This is a genomic window from Streptomyces sp. SM11 (assembly GCF_002910905.1).
Taxonomy (GTDB): Bacteria; Actinomycetota; Actinomycetes; order Streptomycetales; family Streptomycetaceae; genus Streptomyces.
Window position 1 is genome coordinate 87,658 of record NZ_NEUE01000228.1, and the last position, 21,024, is coordinate 108,681.

A 21,024-nucleotide genomic window follows, 5' to 3' on the forward strand; every position below is an offset into this window, starting at 1 on the left:
TCGTCCGCCGAGGTGTGGGTGCCGTTCTGCCCCTGGCTCTTGCCGGGGCGATGAGCGTCGCGCTGCTCGCGCAGCCGGCCCAGGCGCAGCCGAACTCCCCTTCGGCCGCCACGGCATCGAACGCGTCGCGACCGTCCCGCCCCGGCGGGCCTGCCGACCCCGCGCCTAAGGCGCAGCAGTCCCCCACCTCGGACGCCGGTCACCGGCTCAAGGGCCGGCTGAAGGCGTCCCAGCTCCCTCCGCTGAGCGCCGACAAGTCCCCCCTCAAGGAGGCCTACGGCCACCAGGACGCCCCGCGGAAGCAGAGCGCGGGCAGGAAGTCCTCGACGAAGGCGGCCGCCGCGTGCGACCCGGCCGACTTCACCGGCCGCACCGGAAGCGAACTGGTGCGGCAGATCAAGGCGTCCACCACGGGCTGCGTGAACACCCTGTTCAGCCTCACCGGCGACAACGCCCGACTGGCCTTCCGCGAGGCTCAGATGGTCTCGGTGGCCTACGCGCTGCGCGACAACTCCGCCTACTACCCGGGCGACGGGAGCACCGGCATCCCGCAGCTCGTGCTCTACCTCCGGGCCGGGTATTACGTGCAGTGGTACAACCCGGACGTCGTCGGACCGTACGGCCCCGCCCTGCGGACCGCCATCCGCTCGGGCCTCGACGGCTTCTTCGCGAGCCCCCGGTCGCGTGACGTCACCGACGACAACGGCGAGACGCTGTCCGAGGCGGTCATCCTGATCGACAGCGCCGCGGAGAACGCCCGGTACATCTCCGTCGTCAAGCGGATGCTGGCGGACTACGACTCCTCCTGGAACGCGTTCCCGCGGATGCTCGCCGCGGTCAACAACGTGTACACGGTGACCTTCCGGGGCCATCAGGTGCCCGCGTTCGTCAGTGCCGTCGAGTCGGACCCGAGCCTCATCGACTCGCTGTACCGCTTCGCCGCCGACCACCTCTCCCTGCTGGAGGGCGACCAGGCGTATCTGACCTCCAACGCCGGACGGGAGCTGAGCCGCTTCCTCCAGCACCCGAGCCTGCGGAGCAAGGTCCGCCCACAGGCCACCGCCCTGCTCCGGCAAACCTCCATCACCGGCCCCACCGCCCCGCTCTGGGTGGGCATAGCGGAGATGGCCGACTACTACGACAGGGCGAACTGCTCCACCTACGGCATCTGCGACCTCCAGGAACGCCTCAAGCGCGAGGTCCTGCCGGTGCGCCACACCTGTAGCCCCAGCATCCGCATCCTCGCCCAGCAGATGACGTCCGCCGAGCTGAACGCCAGCTGTACCAGCCTCATCGAGCAGGACGCCTACTTCCACCGGATCGCACGGGACAACGGCCCGGTCGCCGATGACAACAACACCGCCATCGAGGTGATCGCCTACGACTCAAGCGCCGACTACCAGACGTACGCCGGTGCGATGTACGGGATCGACACCAACAACGGCGGCATGTACCTGGAGGGCGACCCCTCCGTCGTGGGCAACCAGCCCCGCTTCATCGCCTACGAGGCCGAGTGGCTGCGGCCCGACTTCCACATCTGGAACCTCAACCACGAGTACACCCACTACCTCGACGGCCGCTTCACCATGTACGGCGACTTCGCCGCCAACATGACCACCCCCACCATCTGGTGGGTCGAGGGCTTCGCGGAGTACATCTCCTACCACTACCGCGAGGAGCCCTACACCGCGGCGATGACCGAGGCGGGCAAGAGCACCTACGCCCTGAGCACCCTGTTCAGCACCGACTACAGCCACGACACCACACGGGTGTACCGCTGGGGCTACCTCGCCGTGCGGTACATGCTGGAGAAGCACCCCGCCGACCTGGACAAGGTGCTCGGCCACTACCGCGCCGGGGAGTGGAGCGCCGCCCGGACCTACCTCACCAGCACCATCGGCACCCGCTACGACAGCGACTGGAAGACCTGGCTGGCGGCCTGCGCCGCCGGTGACTGCGGTGGCGGCGGCCAGCCGGGCAACCAGGCCCCCGCCGCCGGGTTCACCGCCGCGGTGAAGGATCTGACGGTCACCCTCACCGACCGCTCCACCGACGCCGACGGCACCATCGCCTCCCGCGCCTGGGACTTCGGCGACGGCACCACTTCCACCCGGACCAACCCCGCCAAGACGTACAGTGCCGCGGGCAGTTACACCGTCCGGCTGACCGTGACCGACGACAAGGGCGCCACGGACACCGCCACCCGGGAGGTCACCGTCGCCGGCGGCTCCGCCGTCGGCGAGTGCACCGACTCCGACACCCGCGTGCTGGGCAAGGACTGCCGCCGCAGCAACCTCTCCGCCACCACCCGCGACTACTCCTACCTCTACCTGAACATCCCGGCCGGCACCGAGCAGCTGAAGATCACCGTCAGCGGCGGCACCGGCGACGCCGACCTCTACTACAGCAACTTCAACTGGGCCACCACCGGCTCGCACACCAACCGGGCCACCGGGCCCGGCAACTCCCATACGCTGACGATCAGCAACCCGCCGTCCGGCGCCAACTACATCAGCCTCCACGCGGTGGCCGCCTTCAGCGGCGCCACCGTCACCACCGAGTACTGACCCGCCGGTTCACCGCCCGGCCGGGATCGGCGCCATCGGCGCCGGCCCCGGCTCGGCCGTGTTCCCGGGCCGTCGGGACACGAGTCCGGCCCGGACGGTCCCCGCACCTCGCGCGGCAACGCCTCGCCCACACCGCCCGGCGCGTTCCCGCCGGGTACGGCACGCCCCGGCCGGCGACTCGGCCCGGGCCGGCTCCCGCGCGCCCTCCAGCGCCCGGGCCAGCTTCGACAACGATGTCCCGACCGCTGTGCGGGCCTCCACCTCGGCGAGCTGCTCCCCGGTGCGCTCCGCCCGTGCCACCTCGGCGCGGGCGAGGCGCAGCGCCGACCTTCGCGGACTCGGCCGCGGGACGGTGTCCGCCGAGGTGGAGGCGGGCGGTGTCGCGGTCAGCAGGGCGCTGGCGGTGAAGGTGGTCGCCATCCAGCCGGCGCTTCTGCGCCAGGACGGTCGGGGCAGGTGCACAGGGTTCTCCTCCAGGGACGGGACGGGGGAGTCCGGACGCTGGACAAGGGTCGTTACTCGGGCACTACAGCGTTCGGCCGCAGGGTGTCCCACGGGCCCCGGGGCAGGTGATCGTCGGCCGAAGGGCGATGTCAGTGCCTCCCCATAGAGTCGAAGACATCACTCGGGGAGCACCGGATGAAGGAGCAGAACCATGTCCGCCAACAGGATCCAGCACAAGGTGAATCACGTCGCTCTGGTCGTGGACGCTTCGGGCTCCATGTACCAGCACCAGAGTCAGCTCATCCGCGTCGTCGACGAGTTCGTGGCGGGGCTGAAGGCCGAGTCGGACAGCCTCGGTCATGAGACGCGGATCAGCCTCTACTCCTTCGACCACCGGGTGGAGAACCTGGTCTGGGACATGGATGTGAAGCACCTTCCGTCCATGCGGGGGCTGTACAAGGTCAACAACGGTGCCACGGCGCTCATCGAGGCCTCGCTGAAGTCCCTGGACGACCTGGGGCACATCTGGGAGGAGTACGGCGAGCACAGCTTCCTCCAGATCGTGGTGACGGACGGCGAGGAGAACGCCTCCGGCGGGGACCGGCGGCACGACGGCGACATGACCATCCTCGGCCCCTGGCTCGACCGGATCACCGCGAAGATGAACGGGCTCCCGGGGCACTGGACCTCCGCGATCCTCGTTCCCAACTCCCTGGCGAAGCGCACCGCCCAGAACTACGGCTTCCCGGCCGGCAACATCGCCATCTGGGACGCGGACTCCCAGAAGGGCGTCGAGGACGCGATCGGCACTGTGCGCGCCGCCGCCACCAGCTTCCTCCGCGGCAGAGAGCAGGGGGTGCGCGGCACGAAGAACCTGTTCGCCGTCGGCCAGGACATATCGGTCGACGATGTGCGGGCCAACCTCGAACCGGTCGCGGCCGACAAGTACCGCCTGCTGAAGGTCGACAAGGAGATGGAGATCCGCGCCTTCGTCGACTCGCACCCGGGCGTCACCTATGAACGCGGCTCCTGCTACTACCAGCTGGGCACCCGGGTTCAGGTGCAGCCCGACAAGGAGGTCATCGTGGTCGAGAAGGACACCGACCGTGCCTACACGGGTGAGGCGGCACGCAACCTCCTGTTCGGTGCCGGTGTCCGCGGGACCGTCTCCGTGAAGGCCGGCAACAACCCCGCGCTGGAGGTGTATGTGCAGAGCCGCTCGGTGAACAGGAAGCTCAAGGCCGATACGCGCCTGCTCATCATGCTCTGAAGCCCCCTACCCCCTACCCCCTCCTCTCCCGCCCCGGTGGCTCAGCCCGACGTCGCCGGCGCCGAGGAGTCCACGGCCACCGAGACGGCCAGCAGGCCCAGCGCGGTGCCCATCAGGTAGCGCTGGGCGCGGAGCCAGGAGGGGCGGCGGGCGAGAAAGACGGCGATGGCTCCCGCCGCCAGGACGATGCCGAGGTTGACGGTGAGGGCCACCGCGATCTGGACGGAGCCCAGTAGGAAGCCCTGCAGGAGGACGTTTCCCGCCTCCAGGCTGATGAACTGCGGGATGAGGGAGAGATACATGATGGCGATCTTCGGGTTGAGCAGATTCGTCATCAGGCCCATCGTGAACAGCGTGCGCGGCGAGTCGTTCGGCAGCTCCTTGGGGGCGAAGACGGAGACGCCCCCGGGCCGCAGGGCGGTCCAGGCCAGGTAGCCCAGGTAGGCGGCGCCGGCCAGTTTCACCGCCACGTACAGCTCGGGCACTGCGAGGAAGACCACCGACAGGCCAAGGTTCGTGGCCAGCAGATAGACCAGAAGGCCCACGGCCACGCCGCCGAGGGAGACCACTCCCGCCCGACGTCCCTGGGTAATGCTCCGGGAGACGAGATAGATCATGTTCGGGCCCGGGGTGAGCACCATGCCGAGGGCGATCAACGCGACGCCCAGCACCTCGCTCAGTTCAACCATGTTTGTCCGCCGCTCTCTTCATGCCCCGGCTGGTGTCCCGGCTCATGTCCGGTTCCTGTTTCCGGTCCTGTTCCGCCGGAGGGCCCGGCGCCGTACGCTCCGGCCGCGCGGCTCAGTGCAATGTGAGCTTAGGTTCGCGTTCCTGCTCGGTTCAATAGGGGGCATTGCACTCGGTTCAATGTTGTGCTCGGATGTCGCTCACCAGGGAGGTGAAGCCCGTGAAGGACTTCCGGTCCGTCGCCGACGTCGTGGCGGCGGAGATCGCGGCCGGCCGGCTCAGGGCGGGTGAACGCCTGCCTCCGCAGCGGGAGTTCGCCCGGCGGTACGCCATCGCCAACTCCACCGCCGTCCGCGTCTACCAGGAGCTCGCCCGCCGCGGTCTCACCGTCGGCCAGGTCGGACGCGGCACCTTCGTCACGGACGCGCCCGGCGCCCCCGCCCCCGCACCCGCCCTGTCCGAGCCGACCGACAGCCGGGTCGACCTGGAGCTCAACCACCCCGTCGTCCCCGAACAGGCCGGGCTGCTCGCCGCCGGCCTGGAGAAGCTGGTGCGCTCCGACCACCTGGAGTCGGTGCTCCGCCCGGTCGGGCCCGCCGGCACCCCCGCCGCCCGGGAGGCCGCCGCCGCGGTCCTGGCACGGGGCGGCGGGCGGCCCGTGCCGGAACGGATCCTGTTCGCCGGGAACGGCCGGCAGGCCATCTCCGCCGCCGTCGCCGCACTGACCCGGCCGGGCGCCCGGCTGGGCGTCGAGGAGTTCACCTACCCGGTGCTGAAGGCCATCGTCGCCCGGCTGGGCGTCACCCTCGTGCCCCTGGCGATGGACGAGGACGGGCTGATCCCGGAGGCGGTGGAGGAAGCGCACCGCGCCGATCCGCTGCACGCCGTCTACGTCCAGCCGGTCCTTCACAACCCGCTGTCCCTCACGATGCCCGCGCGACGGCTCGACCACCTGGCCGACGTGCTGCTGACCTCGGGGATCCACGCGATCGAGGACGCCGTCTGGGCCTTCCTCCGGGACGACCTGCCACCGCTCGCCTCGCGGGCCGCCGAGCGGACCGTCCTCGTCGACAGCCTTTCCAAACGCTTGTCCCCGGGGCTGTCCCTCGGGTTCGCCGTGGCCCCCGCCGCGCTGGCGGGCCGGGTCGCGGGGGCCCTGCGCTCCGGTGGATGGACGCCCATGCGGTTCCCCCTGGAGGCGATGGTGCAGTGGCAGGCGGACGGCGCCGTAGACACCCTCGTACGGGCCAAACAGCGGGAGGTCGGGGCGCGGCAGGAGATCGCCCACCGACACCTCGGCGACTTCCGCACGCGCAGCGACCCCTTCTCGTGCTATCGCTGGTGGGAGCTGCCCGGCCCCTGGCGGGCCGACACCTTCGTCGCTGCCGCCGCACGGCACGGCATCGCGGTGACCCCGGCGGCCGCGTTCTCCGTGGGCCGCCACCGGGGACCGCACGCGGTACGCCTGGGCCTGGCGTCCCCCACCCGGGAGGTTCTCTCCCGGGCCCTCGCGACCCTCGCCGACCTCGCCCGGTCCACACCGGACGAGCTGGCCGGGGACTGAGTCCGTGCTCCCCGGCGGCGCCCCGTCAGCCCGTCGCCGCGGTCATCCGCCGCAGACCCGTGTACTGGAGCGCGGTGTGGACCGTCACGATCAGCGCGCCGACCAGCAGGAACACCACCCCGAAGTCGTTCAGCGGCACGAAGCCGGCCAAGGCCGCCACCACACACCCGACCGCGCACAGGGCGTTCACCGCGACGGCGGTCCTGGCCAGGGCGGGCGGGATCACCGGGTAGCCCGCGACCAGGGCGAGGCAGGCCGCCCCGCCGATCTGGAAGATCCCGAACGCCACGGCGAAGGCCACCGGCATCCCGGTCGCGGAGCCGAGCGGCACGGCGGCCGCGACCAGCACGACGCCCATCACGGCGGTGCTGACGCTGTCGACGCGCAGCACCAGCCGGAGAAACCGGGCGGCGTCCCGTGCGGGGGCCATCGCTGCGGACGGGGCGAGGGTGTACGTCATCTCGGATCTCCTTCGGCCGGCGGGTTCGATGACACCGTGCCACGCGGAAGGGGCCGGACTCCATGACCTCCCAGGTCATGGGTACGGTGAGGTCATGGAGACCCAAGAGCCGCCCAGCGTGAGCCTGTTGCTCCGTGCGTGGCGCCGCCGTCGCAAGCTCAGCCAGCTCGACCTGGCGCTGAGGGCGGACTCCTCGACCCGGCACCTATCCTGCGTGGAGACGGGTCGCGCCCGGCCGAGCCGGGAGATGGTACTGCGGCTCGCCGAGCACCTCGATGTCCCGCTGAGGGACCGCAACGGCCTTCTGCTGGCGGCTGGTTACGCCCCCGCGTACCGGGAGTCGCCGTTCGACAGCGAGCGGATGACCATGGTCCGTTCCGCGGTCGGGGCGATGCTGGCCGGTCACGAGCCGTACCCCGCCGCCGCGATCGACCGGATCTGGAACATCGTCGACCGCAACGGCGCGATGTCCCTCCTGCTGGGCACCGTGCCTTCGCACCTGACGGAGTCGGGCGGCAATGTGATGCGGCTGATCCTCCACCCGGAGGGCCTCGCCTCCCGGTGCCTGAACTTCGCCCAGGTCCGCGCCCACGCCCTCGGCCGGCTGTGGCACCAGGTCGACACCACCGGCCATCGCGACCTGCGGGAGCTGTACGAGGAGGTGTCCGCCTACCCGGCCCCGCCGGACCTCGACACCGACCCCGGCCCGGTGGACCCGACGGGCATCGTCGTCCCGTTGCGCATCCGCACGCTGCTCGGCGACATGGCGTTCTTCAGCACGATCGCCACCTTCGGGGCACCCGCCGACGTGACCCTCTCGGAGCTCGCGGTGGAGTCGTTCTTCCCGATGGACGAGCGGACGGAGACCCTGCTGCGCACCCTTGCGGCGCTGGGCGGCGAGGATGGCGAGGGCCGGTGACGGAGCTGTCCTGAGCCGACGAGGGCCATGAGCGGTGCGGCCCTGAGCCGGAGCCCCGCCTTCCGTGAGGGTGGGCCCGCCAGTCCCGGCCTTCGCTCCGCATCCGCTGGGCCCGCAGGCGGGCCTCCTGCTCGATCAGCGATCCGTCCGCGTTCTCGGTGGACCCGCGACGCCCGCGCAGGACCAGCATCACCGCACGCCACACGGCCGCCCCGCCCGTTCCTGCCGGCAGTGCGACGAATGCCCCCATGAAGCCCCCGCTTCCCTTCGCTTCGGCCGAACCGGTGGGCTTCGTTCTCTTCGTCCCCGACCCCTCCCCGCCCCTCTCCGCAAGATCGCCCTCAGGTTGACTTCATACCCCTGGGGGGTATCTTTGGGGTGTGGTCGCGACCCAGCGACCTTGATGAGGGAGTGGGTCATGCATACCGGTCTCAAGATCTCGGCCTTCGCCGTAGGGCTTGCGGCGACCTTCGGGTCGGCGTACGCGGTGGGCGGCACTCTGGACCCCGCCGTCGCCGCGAAGGACGCGTCCCAGCAGGACGGTCACGGCGCGAAGGACCATCCGGCAGCGGAGAAGGAGGCGGCGGAGACGAGTGCGGGGGAGAGTCCGGGGCTTCCCGGTGGTCTGCAGGTCTCCGAGGGGGGCTACGCGCTCGACCTCAGAACCCCGCGCGTCGAGGCGGGCGAGCCCGCCGAGCTGCGGTTCGCCGTCGTGGACGAAGGCACCTCCCGCAACGTGACCGCGTTCCGCACCGACCACGGCAAGGAACTGCACCTGATCGTGGCGTCGAGCGACCTCACCACCTACCGGCACCTGCACCCCGTGCGGGCCGCCGACGGCACCTGGTCCACCCCCGTCGAGCTTCCCGAGGCCGGCGGCTACCGGGTCTTCGCCGACTTCACCCCGGACGTGAGGAACGCCGAGGGCCTCACCCTGGGCGCGGACCTCGCCGTTTCGGGCGACGCGAGCCCCGAGCCGCTGCCGCGCGAGGAGCGGACCGTGACCGTCGACGGGTACGAGGTGACACTCGACGGGGCGCTGCGTCCCGGGGCGGGCAGTGAGCTTGAGCTGGAGGTCGAGAAGGACGGCAGGCCGGTCACCGACCTTCAGCCCTACCTGGGCGAGTACGGCCACCTCGTCGCGCTGCGCGCCGGGGACCTGGCGTACCTCCACGTCCACCCGAACGGCGAACCGGGCGACGGACGGACGAAGCCGGGCCCTGAGGTCTCCTTCACCGCGACGGCTCCGAGCAAGGGGGCCTACCGCCTCTTCCTCGACTTCCGGCACGAGGGGAAGGTCCGTACGGCCGCCTTCACCGTGCACGCCGGGGAATCGGCACCCCAGAAGTCCGTGCCGGAGGAGGGGGAATCCGCCGGTCACGGGCACTGAACCGGCCGCCGCGCTCTCCGGCGGCCGGCCGGTCGTCGCCGAGCCGCTCGTCGACCGAATCCGGACGCTCGTCGACCGGACCCGTGTGGGCTTCAGCCCATGCCGAGGATCTCGCCCACGAGCCGCGTCAGGGTCCGCCGCTCGGCGGCCGTGAGCGCGCCGAAGGCCCGGTCCAGCGGCCGCGGCACCCCACCCTCCGTCGCCGCCGACGCCGGTCCCGCCTCCGGGGTCGGCATCACCGCATGGGCCCGGCGGTTTCGGGGGTGGCGCTCACGCCGTACGAGACCGCAGTCCTCAAGGCCGTCGATACAGCCGACCATCACTCTGCGGTCGATGTGCAACTGCGCGCTCAACTCCTGCTGGGAACAGGGCCCCACATCGTTCAGCATCTTCAGCGCGAGGCGCTGGGTCACGGTCAGGCGGTGCCCGGACAGCACTTCGTCGAGCGTGCGGGCCACCAGGGCCGTCGCCCGGCACATCGCGATGCCGGGGCGTTCCCGCGCCGGCTCGGAGAAGTGGCCGTTCGCGTTCGCCGGCCTCCGGCTCGCGGCCGGGCGAGGCGGGGCGGGAGGCTGGGCGGTGGTCGTGGCTGCTCCACCTGCGGTCCAGGGCGGCGGACCATCCGGTGTTCCAGGACTGTCCGGTCCCGGAGCGTTCTCGCTCTGTCGGCCCGGCCCGGCCCGGCTGCCGGACGCGGAGTCGGAGACGGTCGAGGGCACGATGGGTGCGGCTGGTTCATAACGATCAGCACACGGGCGGTGCACGTCTCGCCGTACGGGCGGAGGGCTCCGCCGACGGCCTCGGCCGCCGCGGCGGTGGGGCCGTCCTCGATCAGAACCGCATCGGGAAGGGCCGGACCGGAGACACGACCCGCCGTCGGCCGCCGGGCCGCCGGGCCGCCGCACGGCGAGGCCGGGTCGCTCCTGGAGCTTGCCGTCATGCCGACGAAGAGCAACGGCGGTGTTCCGGGGGCCAGTACACGGATCGCATGCCGCCCCCGTGACGATGCGTCGACGTGAGGCATGAGGGTCGATCGCACGCAATCATCATCTGTATGCAGATCATCTGAGATCGGATTGACTGCCGCGCGATGGTGTTGAATTCCTGCTCCATGTGCGTCCGGCGGCGGTCTCCATCGGGGTGCCGGTCCCAGGGCGCGACACCGGTACCCGGTGGTGCGGGAGGGGGGGTGTCGGAGGCGCCCACCCCTCTGGCTTAGGCTTACCTAACTTTCACCTGCTCGGCCAAACCTGAGGACCCTCCATGCTCGGCTTCACCCGCGTGCGCCGCCACACCCTCGCCGCCACGGCCACCACCGTCGCCCTCGCCGTCGCCCTGGTCGGCTGCTCCTCGGACGGCGACAGCGACGAGGGCGGGGCCAAGGACTCGGCGAAGAGCGACGGCACCTTCCCCGTCTCGATCAAGAGCTCGCTCGGCACCGCGAAGATCGAGGAGGAGCCCGAGCGCATCGTCACCCTCGGCCAGGGTTCCGCCGAGACCGCGATAGCCCTCGGCCAGACCCCGGTCGGCATCGAGAGCTACCCCTGGGGCAGCGACAAGTCCGGCTACCTGCCGTGGATCAACGAGGCCGTCAAGAAGTCCGGCGACAAGCTGCCCAAGCAGTTCACCGGCGGCGAGGAGATCGACTTCGAGGCGATCACCGAGCTGGAGCCGGACGTCATCCTGGCCCCCTGGTCGGGCATCACGCAGAAGCAGTACGACGTCCTCAAGGACATCGCCCCCACGGTCGCCTACCCGGACCAGGCGTGGAGCACCGACTGGGACCAGCAGATCGACATCATCGGCAAGGCGCTCGGCCGGACGAAGGACACCGGCGCCCTCAAGACGAAGATCGAGAAGCAGCTCGCCGATGCCGCGGCCACCCGGCCGAACTACAAGGACGTCACCTTCTCGTACATCTACAACTCCGGCCCCGGCACCCTCGGCGTCTTCAAGCCCGAGGAGCAGCGGGTCAAGATGGTCTCCTCGCTCGGCCTGAAGGTCGACCCGGTCGTCAACGGCTTCAAGGAGACCCCCGGCACCGACTCGGCCCTCATCGGCCTGGAGAACGCCGAGAAGCTCAAGGACAGTGACCTGATCTTCACGTTCTACACGGACGAGAAGAACCGCGAGGAGATCGAGGGCCAGAAGCTGTACGGCGCGATCCCCGCGATCAAGAAGGGCGCCGTCGTCGCGAGCGACGACAACTCCTTCGTCACCGCCTCCTCGATCATCAACCCGCTGACCGTGCCGTGGACGATCGAGCGCTACCTGCCGATCATCGACCAGGCCGTCAAGACCGCCGGTAAGTAAACCCGCCCGGCTCCCGCGTCACCGAGGCCACAAGGCACACTCCACTCTCATGGCACCCACCACGGTCGCACCGCCGAGCGGCGCCGGTACCTCCCGTACCGGTGCCGCTCGGCTGGCGTTCCTCCTGCTCCTCGCCCTGGCAGGGCTGGCTCTCGCGCTCTGCGCGAGCGTCATGTTCGGCAGCCGCAGCACCTCGTTCGGTGATGTCGTCGACGTCCTCGGGGGCAACGCCGACCCGAACATCACCATCATCGTCGAGAGCCGCTACCCCCGGACCGTCCTCGGCGTCCTCGCCGGCCTCTGCCTCGCGGTCGCGGGCACCCTCATGCAGGGTGTCTCGCGCAACCCGCTGGCCGAACCGGGCCTCCTCGGCATCAACGCCGGCGCCTCCGCGAGCATCGTCGCCGCGACCGCCTGGCTCGGGGCCTCCGGCGCCACGGACACCATGTGGTGGGCGCTGCCCGGAGCGCTGGTCGCCGGCGTCCTCGTCCATGTCATCGGCTCCGCCGGTACGGGGACGAGCGTGGTGCGTCTGGTGCTCGCCGGAGCCGTGCTCACCGCCGTACTGATGGCGTTCATCCAGGCGGTGACCCTCAGCAAACCGCAGGTGTTCGACAGCTACCGCTACTGGGTCGTCGGAGCGCTCGGCGGCCGGGACTTCGACGTGTTCTGGTCCGTCCTGCCCTTCGCCGCCGTCGGTCTCCTGCTCGCCCTCGCGCTCGGCCCCGGCCTCAACGCCCTGGCCCTGGGTGACGCGACCGCCGTCGCCCTCGGCTCGCACCCCGGGCGCACCCGGGGCGGCGGGCTGCTCGCCGCCACGCTGCTCAGCGCCGCCGCTACGGCCGCCGTCGGCCCGATCGCCTTCGTCGGCCTCGCCGTCCCGCACGTCGTGCGGGCCCTGGTCGGCGTCGACTTCCGTGCCCAGATCCTCTTCTCCGCCCTGATGGGCCCCACTCTCCTGCTCCTCGCGGACGTGGTGGGCCGGGTCGTCATGCGCCCCACCGAACTCATGGTCGGCGTCGTCACCGCCTTCATCGGCGCACCCGCGCTGCTCATCGCCGTCCGCAGGATGCGGGGCACCTCATGACCGTCACCGACCGAACCGGCACCGACCGAACCGGCACCGACCGGACCGCCCCCGTCCGCAAGGCCCCCCGGGGCTATCTGGTCGTCGGCCGCACCGTGGCGATACCCATGCGCCGGGCCTCCGTGCTCGCGGGCGCCGGGCTCCTCGTCCTCCTCCTCGCGGCCGCCGTCACGACGCTGACCTGGGGACGCCTCGGCGTCGACCTCGCCGACCTCCCCGCCGCGCTGCTCGGCGATGCCGAGGGCAAGGACCGCTTCGTCTTCAACCGGCTGCGCGGCCCCCGCCTCACCGTCGCCATCGGGGTCGGCGCGGCGCTCGGCCTCTCCGGCGCGCTGTTCCAGTCCGTCACTCGTAACCCGCTCGGCAGCCCGGACGTCATCGGGCTCTCCGCCGGAGCCGGCGCGGGCGCCGCGATCTGCGCCCTGATGTTCCCCGACACGGTCCCCGTCCCCGTCGGCGCGCTCATCGGCGCGGTGGTGGCGATGGCCGTCGTGTACCTCTCCACCGGCACCGGCTTCCGCAACCCCGCCCGGCTCGTCGTCGCCGGGATCGGGGTCGCCGCGATGGGTGCGGCCGTCACCCAGTACGTCGTGTACGCCCTGGAGCGAGACAAAGCCTCCGTGCTCACCGCCTACGTCAACGGGAGCCTGACGGCCCGCTCCTGGACCGACGCCACCACCGTCTGGCTGGTCCTGCTCGCCGCCGCCCCGCTGACCGCGCTGATCTCCCGGCGGCTCGACATCGGCGAGATGGGCGACGACATCGCCGAGGGGCTCGGCTCCGAGCCGAAGAAGGCCAAGACCCTCGCCGTGCTCCTGGCCGTCGCCCTCTCGGCCGCCGCGGTCAGTGTCTCGGGACCCATCGCCTTCATCGCCCTGACCGCACCCCAGATCGCCAGGCGCCTCACCCGCGGCTCCGGTCCGCATCTGCTGCTCTCCGCCCTCACCGGTGGTCTGCTGCTGGTGCTCGCGGACCTCTGCTCGCAGCAGCTGGCGCTCTTCGACGACCTGCCGGTCGGGATCTACACCATGGCCATCGGCGGTGCGTACCTCGGCTATCTGCTGGTACGGGAGTGGCGCAAGGGCGTGCTCTGAGGCGGCGGCAGGCCCCGGCGGCGGCCCGTAGCACCTCGAACAGCTCGATCGCGGCGCGCAGCAGCGGGTCCCGGTTGTCGACATGCCGACAGAGTGCGGCTGGGCATGCGCCTCCTCCTGGTGGACCTCGGCGCGGCCCCATCATGGACTGGGCTGTTCGGGGAGGTGGGCCCGCTACTGCTTTTTCGCGCTGCTGGGCAGGGTTTCGGCCGTTCCGGGGAGGGGAGTTCGCCTGCTGGGCGGGGGCCGACGGCGGTGCCGGGGCGGTGACGACTGGTCACGTACAGGTTCGTCGACCATACTGCCCGCCGTGGAGCAGAGCATAGATTCGACCAAGAAGCCCGAGTTCGCCGCAGGCACCGACCCGGCGTTCATCCCCCTGCCCGGACTGGCGGCGCCCGTCGCGACCCGGAAGCCCGAACCGGAATCGGAGTCCGGTCCAAAGGACGCTGCTCCGGAGTCGGAGCAGGAACGCGGCGACGAGCCCGAGGAGGCGACAGCGGAGGCCGACGCCGACAAGGATCCGGAATCGGCGGCGGGCGATGCCGAAGCGGAGAACGAGGCCGAGGGCGATGATGTCGAGGAGGGACCCGTATTCGAGGTCAGCGACCGGCGCGGTTCGATCCGGGCCGCCCGGGAAGGCCTCCGGTTCCGGCTGGACGACCAGGAGGCCGAGTTCGGCTGGGACGAGATCGGCGCCGTGGAGACCACCCCGGCCCGCTTCGGCCGCAGGTTCACGGTGACCGTCCACCTGTCGACCCGCCGTTGGTTCAACGCCGAGGTCGAGGCGGAGAGCCGCGGACAGCTCAAGGGCTGGCCGGCCGAGCTGGACACCGTCCTGGACGCCTACTTCGAGGAGGCCTGAGCGGTCGGCCGTGAGGCACCCCCGGCCGCGGGGTGTCTCGTCGACCGGGCCGGGGTCGGACGGCGGTTCCGGCCGGGCCGCACGGTGCTGTGCCGTGCGGTGCTGAGCGATGCGCTGCCGCGTCGCGCCGGGGTGCGCAGTGCCGTGCTGCTTCGTGCCCTGCCGTCAGGGCCGCTCGCGGTTGCGGCCCCGGACGCGCATCACGACGTAGCCGGCCACGGCGGCGGCGGCCAGCGCCAGCACGACCTTGGACACGACGCCGACGTACACCCCGACCACGTCCCACTGGTCGCCGAGCCAGTATCCGGCCATCACCAGCACGGTGTTCCACCCCAGGCTGCCCGCCGTCGTCAGAGCGACGAACACCGGCAGCGGCATGCGCTCCACGCCCGCGGGCACCGAGATCAGGCTCCGGAACACCGGCACCATGCGGCCCAGCAGGACCGCCGTGGTGCCGTGCCGGGCGAACCACTGCTCCGTCCGCACCAGGTCGGAGGCCTTCACCAGCGGCAGCTTCGCCCACCAGGCGTGCAACCGCTCCCGGCCGAACACGGCTCCGGCCCCGTACAGGACCGCCGCCCCGACGACCGAGCCGAGCGTCGTCCAGAACAGTGCCGATGCGATGCTGAGCGCGCCCTGAGAGGCGGCGAACCCGGTCAACGGCAGGATGACCTCGCTGGGCAGCGGCGGGAACACGTTCTCCAGCGCGATGGCCGCCCCCGCGCCGGGACCGCCGAACGACTCGACCAGCCCGGCGGCCCAGCCGGCGATGCCCCCCTGCGGCTCCGAGGCGGCTGACAGGGTCAGGTGCATGTATCCATGATCCCTCAGGCCCCGTCGAGGACCACCGAACGACTCAGGTGGCGCGGCAGATCCGGGTCGAGCCCCCGTGCGGCAGCACGGGCGAGGGCGAGGCGCTGTACGCGTACGAGGTCGGCCAGCGGGTCGAGGGCGCCGTCCACCCACTGGGCGCCCGTCGCGCGCACCTGCTCCGGCAGGCCCTCGGGGGCCTCGCCGAACATCCAGGTCGCGGTGGACACGGTGGAGATGCTGATGGGCCCGTGGCGGTACTCCATCGCGGGGTAGGACTCCGTCCAGGACAGCGACGCCTCCTTCATCTTGAGCGCCGCCTCGTGGGCCAGACCGACCGTCCACCCCCGCCCGAGGAAGGAGAACTGGGTGCTCCGCAGCAGCCCATCGGGCAACGGCTCGGCGAGCGCGGTCTCCGCGTCCGTGACCACGTCCTCGGCGTGCAGACCGAGGTGGGCCCGCAGCAGGGTGAGGGCGGTCGTGGCGAAGCGCGTCTGGACGACGGACCGTTCGTCGGCGAAGTCCAGGACGACGAGATCATCGGCCGCGGCCCTGACCGGGGTCTTCGGATCCGCCGTGACGGCCACGGTGCGCGCGGTGCCGCGCAGCCGGTCCAGCAGCTCCAGCACCTCGGTCGTGGTCCCCGACCGGGTCAGCGCGACGACCCGGTCGTAGCCGCGGCCGAAGGGGAACTCGGAGGCGGCGAAGGCGTCCGACTCGCCCTGGCCGGAACCCTCGCGGAGCCCGGCGTAGGCCTGCGCCATGTAGAAGGAGGTACCGCAGCCGACGACTGCGATCCGCTCGCCCGCGGCGGGCAGGACGGCGGCCTCGGGGCCGTCGGCCAGAGCGGCGGCACGCCGCCAGCATTCGGGCTGACTGGCTGTCTCGGTCTCGGCATACGACACGTCTGCACTCCACGGGAACGAGGTGGACCGGGGGACGGGGCCGATGAAGCCCACATGTAGAATTCTGCACGTTACATGCAGTTATCGAGCAAGAACAAGCAAGGTGTAGGTGGGTGAAGGGCTCCCGGGGGCCTCTGTGCGACGCTTGCGACGGTCCGGCCACCGGCGACCGCGTTCCAGCGAAACGCGGTGCCCGCTCCGGACGGTGAGGAGACGCTCTTGTCCAGGGACGCCCGGTGGGACGCGCTGCTGGAACTGGTCGGCAAACACGGCAGGGTGGACGTCGAGGAGGCGGCGACGGCGCTCGACGTCTCGGCCGCCACCATCCGCCGCGATCTGGACCAGCTGGCCGAACAGCATCTGCTCACCCGCACCAGGGGCGGTGCCGTCGCGCACGGGGTCTCCTACGAACTGGCGCTCCGCTACAAGACGGGCCGTCACGCGCCGGAGAAGCAGGCCATCGGCCGCGCGGTGTCGGGCCTCGTCGCCGTCGGCGAAGTGGTCGGCCTGACCGGCGGAACGACCGTGACCGAAGTGGCCAGGGCGCTGGCGGTACGCCAGGACATCGTGGGCGAGGCGACGGTGGCGGGCGGGCAGCCGACGCTGACCGTGGTGACCAACGCCCTCAACATCGCGAGCGAGCTGGCGATCCGGCCGCAGATCAAGATGGTCGTGACGGGCGGGGTCGCGAGACCCCAGTCCTACGAACTGACGGGTCCGCTCGCCGTCGGCGTGATGAATGAGATCACCCTGGACGTCGCGGTTCTCGGGGTGAACGCCATCGACATCGAACGCGGCGCGTACGTCCACCACGAGGGCGAGGCCAGCGTCAACCGGCTGCTCGCGGAACGGGCCCAGCGGGTGGTGGTGGCGGCCGACTCGTCGAAGATCGGTAAGCGGGCCTTCGCCCGGGTCTGCGACCTGGGCCTGGTCGACGTCCTGGTCACCGACTCCAACATCGCGGCGGAGGCGAAGGGCCGGTTCGGCGAGGCGGGGGTTCAGGTCATCACGGTCTGAACCGGTGCCCGCCGGGTACCGGAAGCGACTCGGACGAAGACTTCGCCGTGTCGTTGGTACGCCGAACGGGTGAGGGGCGAGAGGATTGCCCGATGAACAGTGAGTGCAGCCGGCGCGAATCCGACCGGCTCGACGACGGGGTGGCCCTGTGAGCAGGTACGACAGGTATGACAGATACGACGCCACCGATGAACAGTGGGAGGGGCTCGCGCAGGTCGTACCGCTGCGCGGCCGTGACGAGTGGCCGTCGCGGATCGACCACCGCACCGTCCCGGACGAGCGCGCGGCCGAGCAACGACGCCTCGTCGTGCTGCGGGTGCAGGTCTTCGCGGACGCACGCGAGGTCGCCGAGTACCTGGTCGCCCAGGTTCCGGTGCTGCTCGATCTGACGGCGGCGGAAACGGACGTGGCGAAGCGGATTCTCGACTTCAGCAGCGGCGTGGTCTTCGGCCTCGGCAGCGGCATGCACCGCGTCGACCGCAATGTCTTCCTGCTCGCGCCGGTCGGCATGGAGGTCGAGGGGGTCACGCCGGCGGGCCTCGCCCAGTCCTAGGGAGCGGCAGTCGGGGCGGCAGCCGGCTCGGACCGCCGCCCCCGGCCGCACACTCCTCCGCTGTCGGTGGCCGGTGATAGACCTGGGGCCGTGACAGATATCGATGTGGCAGAACTCCAGCGGCGGCTGGCCGCGTTCGCGGCGGCGCGGGACTGGGGGCAGTACCACACGCCGAAGAACCTGGCGGCCGCGCTCAGCGTCGAGGCCTCCGAACTGCTGGAGATCTTTCAGTGGCTGACGCCCGAACAGTCGGCGGGGATCATGGAGAACCCTGAATCGGCCCACCGGGTCGCCGATGAGGTGGCGGACGTGCTCGCCTATCTCCTGCAGTTCTGCGAGGTACTGGCCATCGACCCGGTGGCGGCGCTGGCGGCCAAGTTGGAGCGGAACGAGAAGCGTTTCCCCCTGCCGGGCGCTCCGGAACCCCACGATCGTCACTCTTCGGAGTGATCGAGATATCCACAGTCGACTTCGTGTCCACAGATTTCCGATTTCCTCTGGCTTTACGGTGCTGTCTACCTCACTGTGGGTAATGAATGAGGTGAGCGGGTTTTCGTACGGACGGGGGAGACACATGGATGCGGAGCGACTCATCGAGGCGGGACGGCGGGCTCTGGCGGGCAGCCGGGGCGCGCTGGACGTCATGGCGGAGGCCTGGCAGGCCCAGACGCTCGCGCGGGCGGTCGGCAGCCGACTGGCGCTCTACGGCCCGATGGAATTACGGAGTGAGGCGCGGGCGCTGGGGGAGATCGGCGCCGGATGCTCGTCCCTGGATCACCCGACAGTGCTCTCCGGCGGTGCCAGGGCGGCCCAGTTGTCCGGGATCGCCGATGTGCGGCCGACCCTGGCCGGGCTGGCGCTACTGCTCGGCGAGGCCGGTATCGCGCTGGTCGGGGTGGCCTGCGACACGGGGGAGGACGGTCTGTACTGGCAGTGCATCGAGGCCATGGACGCGGCCGACGAATCGCTGGACCGCGTGCACGGGATGCTGAGACGACTGGCGGAGCGGGAGAGGGAGCGCGACGGCCCCTACGGGGGCATACGCGGCCCGGCGCCATCGGCGGCGGGGCCCTGAGGAGCACGGGGGAGAGGCGGAGAGGCGGAGAGGCGGAGGGGTGGAGACATCGGGGGTCGGCCGGGATGGTCACGAGGACCGCGCGTCGGAGGGGCAGGATGGAGGCATGGATCTTCGCATCTTCACCGAGCCCCAGCAAGGGGCCGACTACGACACCTTGCTCACCGTCGCCAAAGCCGCCGAGGACCTGGGCTTTGACGCTTTCTACCGCTCCGACCACTATCTCCGCATGGGCTCCGGCGACGGTCTGCCCGGACCGACGGACGCCTGGATCACCCTGGCCGGACTGGCGCGCGAGACCCGGCGGATCCGGCTCGGCACGCTGATGACCGCCGGCACGTTCCGGCTTCCGGGAGTGCTGGCCATCCAGGTGGCCCAGGTCGACCAGATGTCCGGCGGCCGGGTCGAACTGGGCCTGGGGGCAGGCTGGTTCGAGGAGGAGCACAAGGCCTACGGCATTCCGTTCCCGAAGGAGAAGTTCGGCCGCCTGGAGGAGCAGCTCGCGATCGTCACCGGCCTGTGGGCAACGGAGGTCGGCAAGACCTTCAGCTATGACGGGACCTACTACCAGCTCACCGACTCGCCCGCGCTGCCCAAACCCGCCCAGGCCAAGGTTCCCGTCCTGGTCGGCGGCCACGGTGCGACCCGCACCCCGCGGCTCGCCGCACAGTACGCGGACGAGTTCAACATCCCGTTCGCCTCGCTGGAGGACAGCGAGAAGCAGTTCGGCCGGGTCCGGGCCGCCGCGCAGGCGTACGGGCGCTCGCCGGACGACCTCGTGTACTCCAACGCGCTGATCGTCTGCACGGGCAAGGACGACGCCGAGGTCGCCCGACGCGCGGCGGCCATCGGCCGGGATGTGGAGGAGCTCAAGGCGAACGGGCTGGCGGGGTCGCCCGCCGAGGTGGTCGACAAGATCGGCGCCTACGGAGCGATCGGCTCGTCGAGGATCTACCTCCAGATCCTCGACCTGGACGACCTGGACCAGCTGGAACTGATCTCCTCGCAGATCCAGTCCCAGCTGACCTGACCTGACCTGACCTGACCTGACCTGACCTGACCTGAAGAGAAGAGGAGGTGATGGCTGTGAGCATCGGCGGCACGCTCGCCGACGCGCTGGACGCCGGGTCGGTTCTGCTGGACGGCGGGCTCTCCAACCAACTGGAGGCTCAGGGCTGCGACCTGTCCGACGTGCTCTGGTCGGCCCGTCTGCTGGCCGACGCGCCGGAACAGGTCGAGGCCGCCCACCTCGCCTACCTCCGGGCCGGGGCACAGGTGCTCATCACGGCGAGCTATCAGGCCACCTTCGAAGGGTTCGGGCGGTACGGGATCGACCGGTCCGGGACCGAGGCACTGTTCGCCCGCAGCGTGCTGCTGGCCCGGGGCGCCGCCGAGGCGGCGCGCCGGGCCGACCCCGGGCGGGAGACCTGGGTCGCCGCATCGGTCGGACCGTACGGGGCGATACTCGCGGACGGCAGCGAGTACCGAGGCCGCTACGGGCTGAGCATCCGGGAGCTGGAGCGTTTCCACCGCCCCCGGGTGGCGGCGCTGGCCGCTGCGGGGCCCGACGCACTCGCGCTGGAGACGGTGCCGGATCTGGACGAGGCCGAGGCCCTGGTCCGGGTGGCCGAGGAGACCGGACTGCCGTACTGGCTCTCGTACAGCGTGGCGGGCGGCCGGACGCGGGCCGGTCAGCCGCTGGAGGAGGCGTTCGCGGTGGCGGCGGGGCGGGACTCCGTCCTCGCGGTAGGGGTCAACTGCTGCGATCCGGAAGAGGCGCAGGGCGCCGTGGAGCAGGCGGTGGCGGTCACGGGCAGGCCCGCCGTGGTCTACCCGAACAGCGGGGAGGGCTGGGACGCCGGAGCGCGGGGGTGGACCGGACGCAGCACCTTCGACGCGGGGCGGGTGCGGGCCTGGACCCGGGCCGGGGCCCGGCTCGTCGGAGGCTGCTGCCGGGTGGGGCCGGACCTCATCACGGAACTGGCCGGGCGGCTGGAGCAATAG

Annotated in this window: 21 protein-coding genes; 15 read left to right on the forward strand and 6 right to left on the reverse strand. The window is 71.2% G+C overall.

Going from position 1 to position 21,024, the window contains the following annotated elements; genetic code table 11:
* Positions 1–14 precede the first annotated feature (14 nt).
* Positions 15–2,567, forward strand: coding sequence for a collagenase (locus tag B9S58_RS23495; protein WP_103534053.1), 2,553 nt, complete (start codon positions 15–17; stop codon positions 2,565–2,567).
* Between the two features lie 9 nt (positions 2,568–2,576).
* Here B9S58_RS23495 and B9S58_RS23500 read toward each other — a convergent pair whose 3' ends face one another.
* Entirely contained in the window at positions 2,577–3,029 is a 453-nt protein-coding gene (locus B9S58_RS23500) for a hypothetical protein (protein ID WP_103534054.1), read from the reverse strand.
* Positions 3,030–3,222: 193 nt separating this feature from the next.
* Here B9S58_RS23500 and B9S58_RS23505 point away from each other — a divergent pair, with 193 nt between their 5' ends.
* Positions 3,223–4,281, forward strand: a complete 1,059-nt coding sequence (locus B9S58_RS23505; RefSeq protein ID WP_103534055.1) for a vWA domain-containing protein — start codon at positions 3,223–3,225, stop codon at positions 4,279–4,281.
* 41 nt (positions 4,282–4,322) lie between these two features.
* Here the strand turns inward: B9S58_RS23505 and B9S58_RS23510 are convergent, their stop codons facing one another.
* Positions 4,323–4,970 (reverse strand): LysE family translocator, encoded by a 648-nt coding sequence (locus tag B9S58_RS23510; RefSeq protein WP_103534056.1) that lies wholly within the window; start codon positions 4,968–4,970, stop codon positions 4,323–4,325.
* Positions 4,971–5,188: 218 nt separating this feature from the next.
* Here B9S58_RS23510 and B9S58_RS23515 point away from each other — a divergent pair, with 218 nt between their 5' ends.
* Complete coding sequence (locus B9S58_RS23515; protein WP_103534103.1) at positions 5,189–6,532, forward strand: PLP-dependent aminotransferase family protein; 1,344 nt, start codon at positions 5,189–5,191, stop codon at positions 6,530–6,532.
* Positions 6,533–6,557: 25 nt separating this feature from the next.
* Here B9S58_RS23515 and B9S58_RS23520 read toward each other — a convergent pair whose 3' ends face one another.
* Entirely contained in the window at positions 6,558–6,992 is a 435-nt protein-coding gene (locus B9S58_RS23520) for a hypothetical protein (protein ID WP_103534057.1), read from the reverse strand.
* Positions 6,993–7,086: 94 nt separating this feature from the next.
* Between B9S58_RS23520 and B9S58_RS23525 the strand changes: the two genes are divergently transcribed.
* Both B9S58_RS23525 and B9S58_RS23535 read left to right on the forward strand, forming a co-directional pair.
* A complete protein-coding gene (locus B9S58_RS23525) occupies positions 7,087–7,911 on the forward strand; it encodes a helix-turn-helix transcriptional regulator (protein ID WP_103534058.1) in 825 nt (274 codons plus the stop codon).
* Between the two features lie 418 nt (positions 7,912–8,329).
* Positions 8,330–9,301 (forward strand): hypothetical protein, encoded by a 972-nt coding sequence (locus tag B9S58_RS23535; RefSeq protein WP_103534059.1) that lies wholly within the window; start codon positions 8,330–8,332, stop codon positions 9,299–9,301.
* A gap of 92 nt (positions 9,302–9,393) precedes the next feature.
* Here the strand turns inward: B9S58_RS23535 and B9S58_RS23540 are convergent, their stop codons facing one another.
* Positions 9,394–10,020: a MarR family winged helix-turn-helix transcriptional regulator gene (locus tag B9S58_RS23540; RefSeq protein ID WP_258044923.1), complete on the reverse strand. Its 627-nt coding sequence runs from the start codon at positions 10,018–10,020 to the stop codon at positions 9,394–9,396.
* A 544-nt stretch (positions 10,021–10,564) separates the two neighbouring features.
* On the opposite strand from B9S58_RS23540, the gene B9S58_RS23545 reads away from it, so the two are divergent.
* The 4 genes from B9S58_RS23545 (at position 10,565) to B9S58_RS23560 (ending at position 14,660) form a co-directional block, all read left to right on the forward strand.
* On the forward strand, positions 10,565–11,614 hold the full coding sequence (locus tag B9S58_RS23545) for an iron-siderophore ABC transporter substrate-binding protein (RefSeq protein ID WP_103534060.1): 1,050 nt from the start codon (positions 10,565–10,567) through the stop codon (positions 11,612–11,614).
* A 49-nt stretch (positions 11,615–11,663) separates the two neighbouring features.
* Positions 11,664–12,701 (forward strand): iron ABC transporter permease, encoded by a 1,038-nt coding sequence (locus tag B9S58_RS23550; RefSeq protein WP_103534061.1) that lies wholly within the window; start codon positions 11,664–11,666, stop codon positions 12,699–12,701.
* Positions 12,698–13,795 carry an iron chelate uptake ABC transporter family permease subunit gene (locus B9S58_RS23555; protein WP_103534062.1) on the forward strand — a complete coding sequence of 366 codons (1,098 nt, stop codon included), beginning with the start codon at positions 12,698–12,700 and terminating at the stop codon, positions 13,793–13,795. The genes B9S58_RS23550 and B9S58_RS23555 overlap by 4 nt, the downstream gene beginning before the upstream one ends.
* A gap of 310 nt (positions 13,796–14,105) precedes the next feature.
* Positions 14,106–14,660, forward strand: coding sequence for a hypothetical protein (locus B9S58_RS23560; RefSeq protein ID WP_103534063.1), 555 nt, complete (start codon positions 14,106–14,108; stop codon positions 14,658–14,660).
* 165 nt (positions 14,661–14,825) lie between these two features.
* Here the strand turns inward: B9S58_RS23560 and B9S58_RS23565 are convergent, their stop codons facing one another.
* Positions 14,826–15,473: a DedA family protein gene (locus B9S58_RS23565; RefSeq protein WP_103534064.1), complete on the reverse strand. Its 648-nt coding sequence runs from the start codon at positions 15,471–15,473 to the stop codon at positions 14,826–14,828.
* 14 nt (positions 15,474–15,487) lie between these two features.
* Entirely contained in the window at positions 15,488–16,375 is an 888-nt protein-coding gene (locus tag B9S58_RS23570) for an SIS domain-containing protein (RefSeq protein ID WP_103534065.1), read from the reverse strand.
* Positions 16,376–16,594: 219 nt separating this feature from the next.
* Here B9S58_RS23570 and B9S58_RS23575 point away from each other — a divergent pair, with 219 nt between their 5' ends.
* From B9S58_RS23575 to mmuM, 6 genes are all read left to right on the forward strand, one after another.
* Positions 16,595–17,392 (forward strand): DeoR/GlpR family DNA-binding transcription regulator, encoded by a 798-nt coding sequence (locus tag B9S58_RS23575; RefSeq protein ID WP_103534066.1) that lies wholly within the window; start codon positions 16,595–16,597, stop codon positions 17,390–17,392.
* Positions 17,393–17,540: 148 nt separating this feature from the next.
* Positions 17,541–17,945, forward strand: a complete 405-nt coding sequence (locus tag B9S58_RS23580; RefSeq protein ID WP_006128240.1) for a cell division protein SepF — start codon at positions 17,541–17,543, stop codon at positions 17,943–17,945.
* A gap of 90 nt (positions 17,946–18,035) precedes the next feature.
* Entirely contained in the window at positions 18,036–18,395 is a 360-nt protein-coding gene (locus B9S58_RS23585; protein ID WP_103534067.1) for a nucleotide pyrophosphohydrolase, read from the forward strand.
* A 124-nt stretch (positions 18,396–18,519) separates the two neighbouring features.
* Positions 18,520–19,020: a DUF6099 family protein gene (locus B9S58_RS23590; RefSeq protein WP_103534068.1), complete on the forward strand. Its 501-nt coding sequence runs from the start codon at positions 18,520–18,522 to the stop codon at positions 19,018–19,020.
* A 106-nt stretch (positions 19,021–19,126) separates the two neighbouring features.
* Positions 19,127–20,050: an LLM class F420-dependent oxidoreductase gene (locus B9S58_RS23595; protein ID WP_103534069.1), complete on the forward strand. Its 924-nt coding sequence runs from the start codon at positions 19,127–19,129 to the stop codon at positions 20,048–20,050.
* 50 nt (positions 20,051–20,100) lie between these two features.
* Positions 20,101–21,024 carry a homocysteine S-methyltransferase gene (gene mmuM / locus B9S58_RS23600; RefSeq protein ID WP_103534070.1) on the forward strand — a complete coding sequence of 308 codons (924 nt, stop codon included), beginning with the start codon at positions 20,101–20,103 and terminating at the stop codon, positions 21,022–21,024.

Coding starts and splice junctions, on each gene's coding strand:
- B9S58_RS23505 (WP_103534055.1), top strand. CDS start 3,223: ATGTCCGCCAACAGGATCCAGCACAAGGTGAATCACGTCGCTCTGGTC.
- B9S58_RS23510 (WP_103534056.1), bottom strand. CDS start 4,970: ATGGTTGAACTGAGCGAGGTGCTGGGCGTCGCGTTGATCGCCCTCGGC.
- B9S58_RS23520 (WP_103534057.1), bottom strand. CDS start 6,992: ATGACGTACACCCTCGCCCCGTCCGCAGCGATGGCCCCCGCACGGGAC.
- B9S58_RS23525 (WP_103534058.1), top strand. CDS start 7,087: ATGGAGACCCAAGAGCCGCCCAGCGTGAGCCTGTTGCTCCGTGCGTGG.
- B9S58_RS23535 (WP_103534059.1), top strand. CDS start 8,330: ATGCATACCGGTCTCAAGATCTCGGCCTTCGCCGTAGGGCTTGCGGCG.
- B9S58_RS23545 (WP_103534060.1), top strand. CDS start 10,565: ATGCTCGGCTTCACCCGCGTGCGCCGCCACACCCTCGCCGCCACGGCC.
- B9S58_RS23550 (WP_103534061.1), top strand. CDS start 11,664: ATGGCACCCACCACGGTCGCACCGCCGAGCGGCGCCGGTACCTCCCGT.
- B9S58_RS23555 (WP_103534062.1), top strand. CDS start 12,698: ATGACCGTCACCGACCGAACCGGCACCGACCGAACCGGCACCGACCGG.
- B9S58_RS23565 (WP_103534064.1), bottom strand. CDS start 15,473: ATGCACCTGACCCTGTCAGCCGCCTCGGAGCCGCAGGGGGGCATCGCC.
- B9S58_RS23590 (WP_103534068.1), top strand. CDS start 18,520: ATGGATGCGGAGCGACTCATCGAGGCGGGACGGCGGGCTCTGGCGGGC.
- B9S58_RS23595 (WP_103534069.1), top strand. CDS start 19,127: ATGGATCTTCGCATCTTCACCGAGCCCCAGCAAGGGGCCGACTACGAC.
- mmuM (WP_103534070.1), top strand. CDS start 20,101: ATGGCTGTGAGCATCGGCGGCACGCTCGCCGACGCGCTGGACGCCGGG.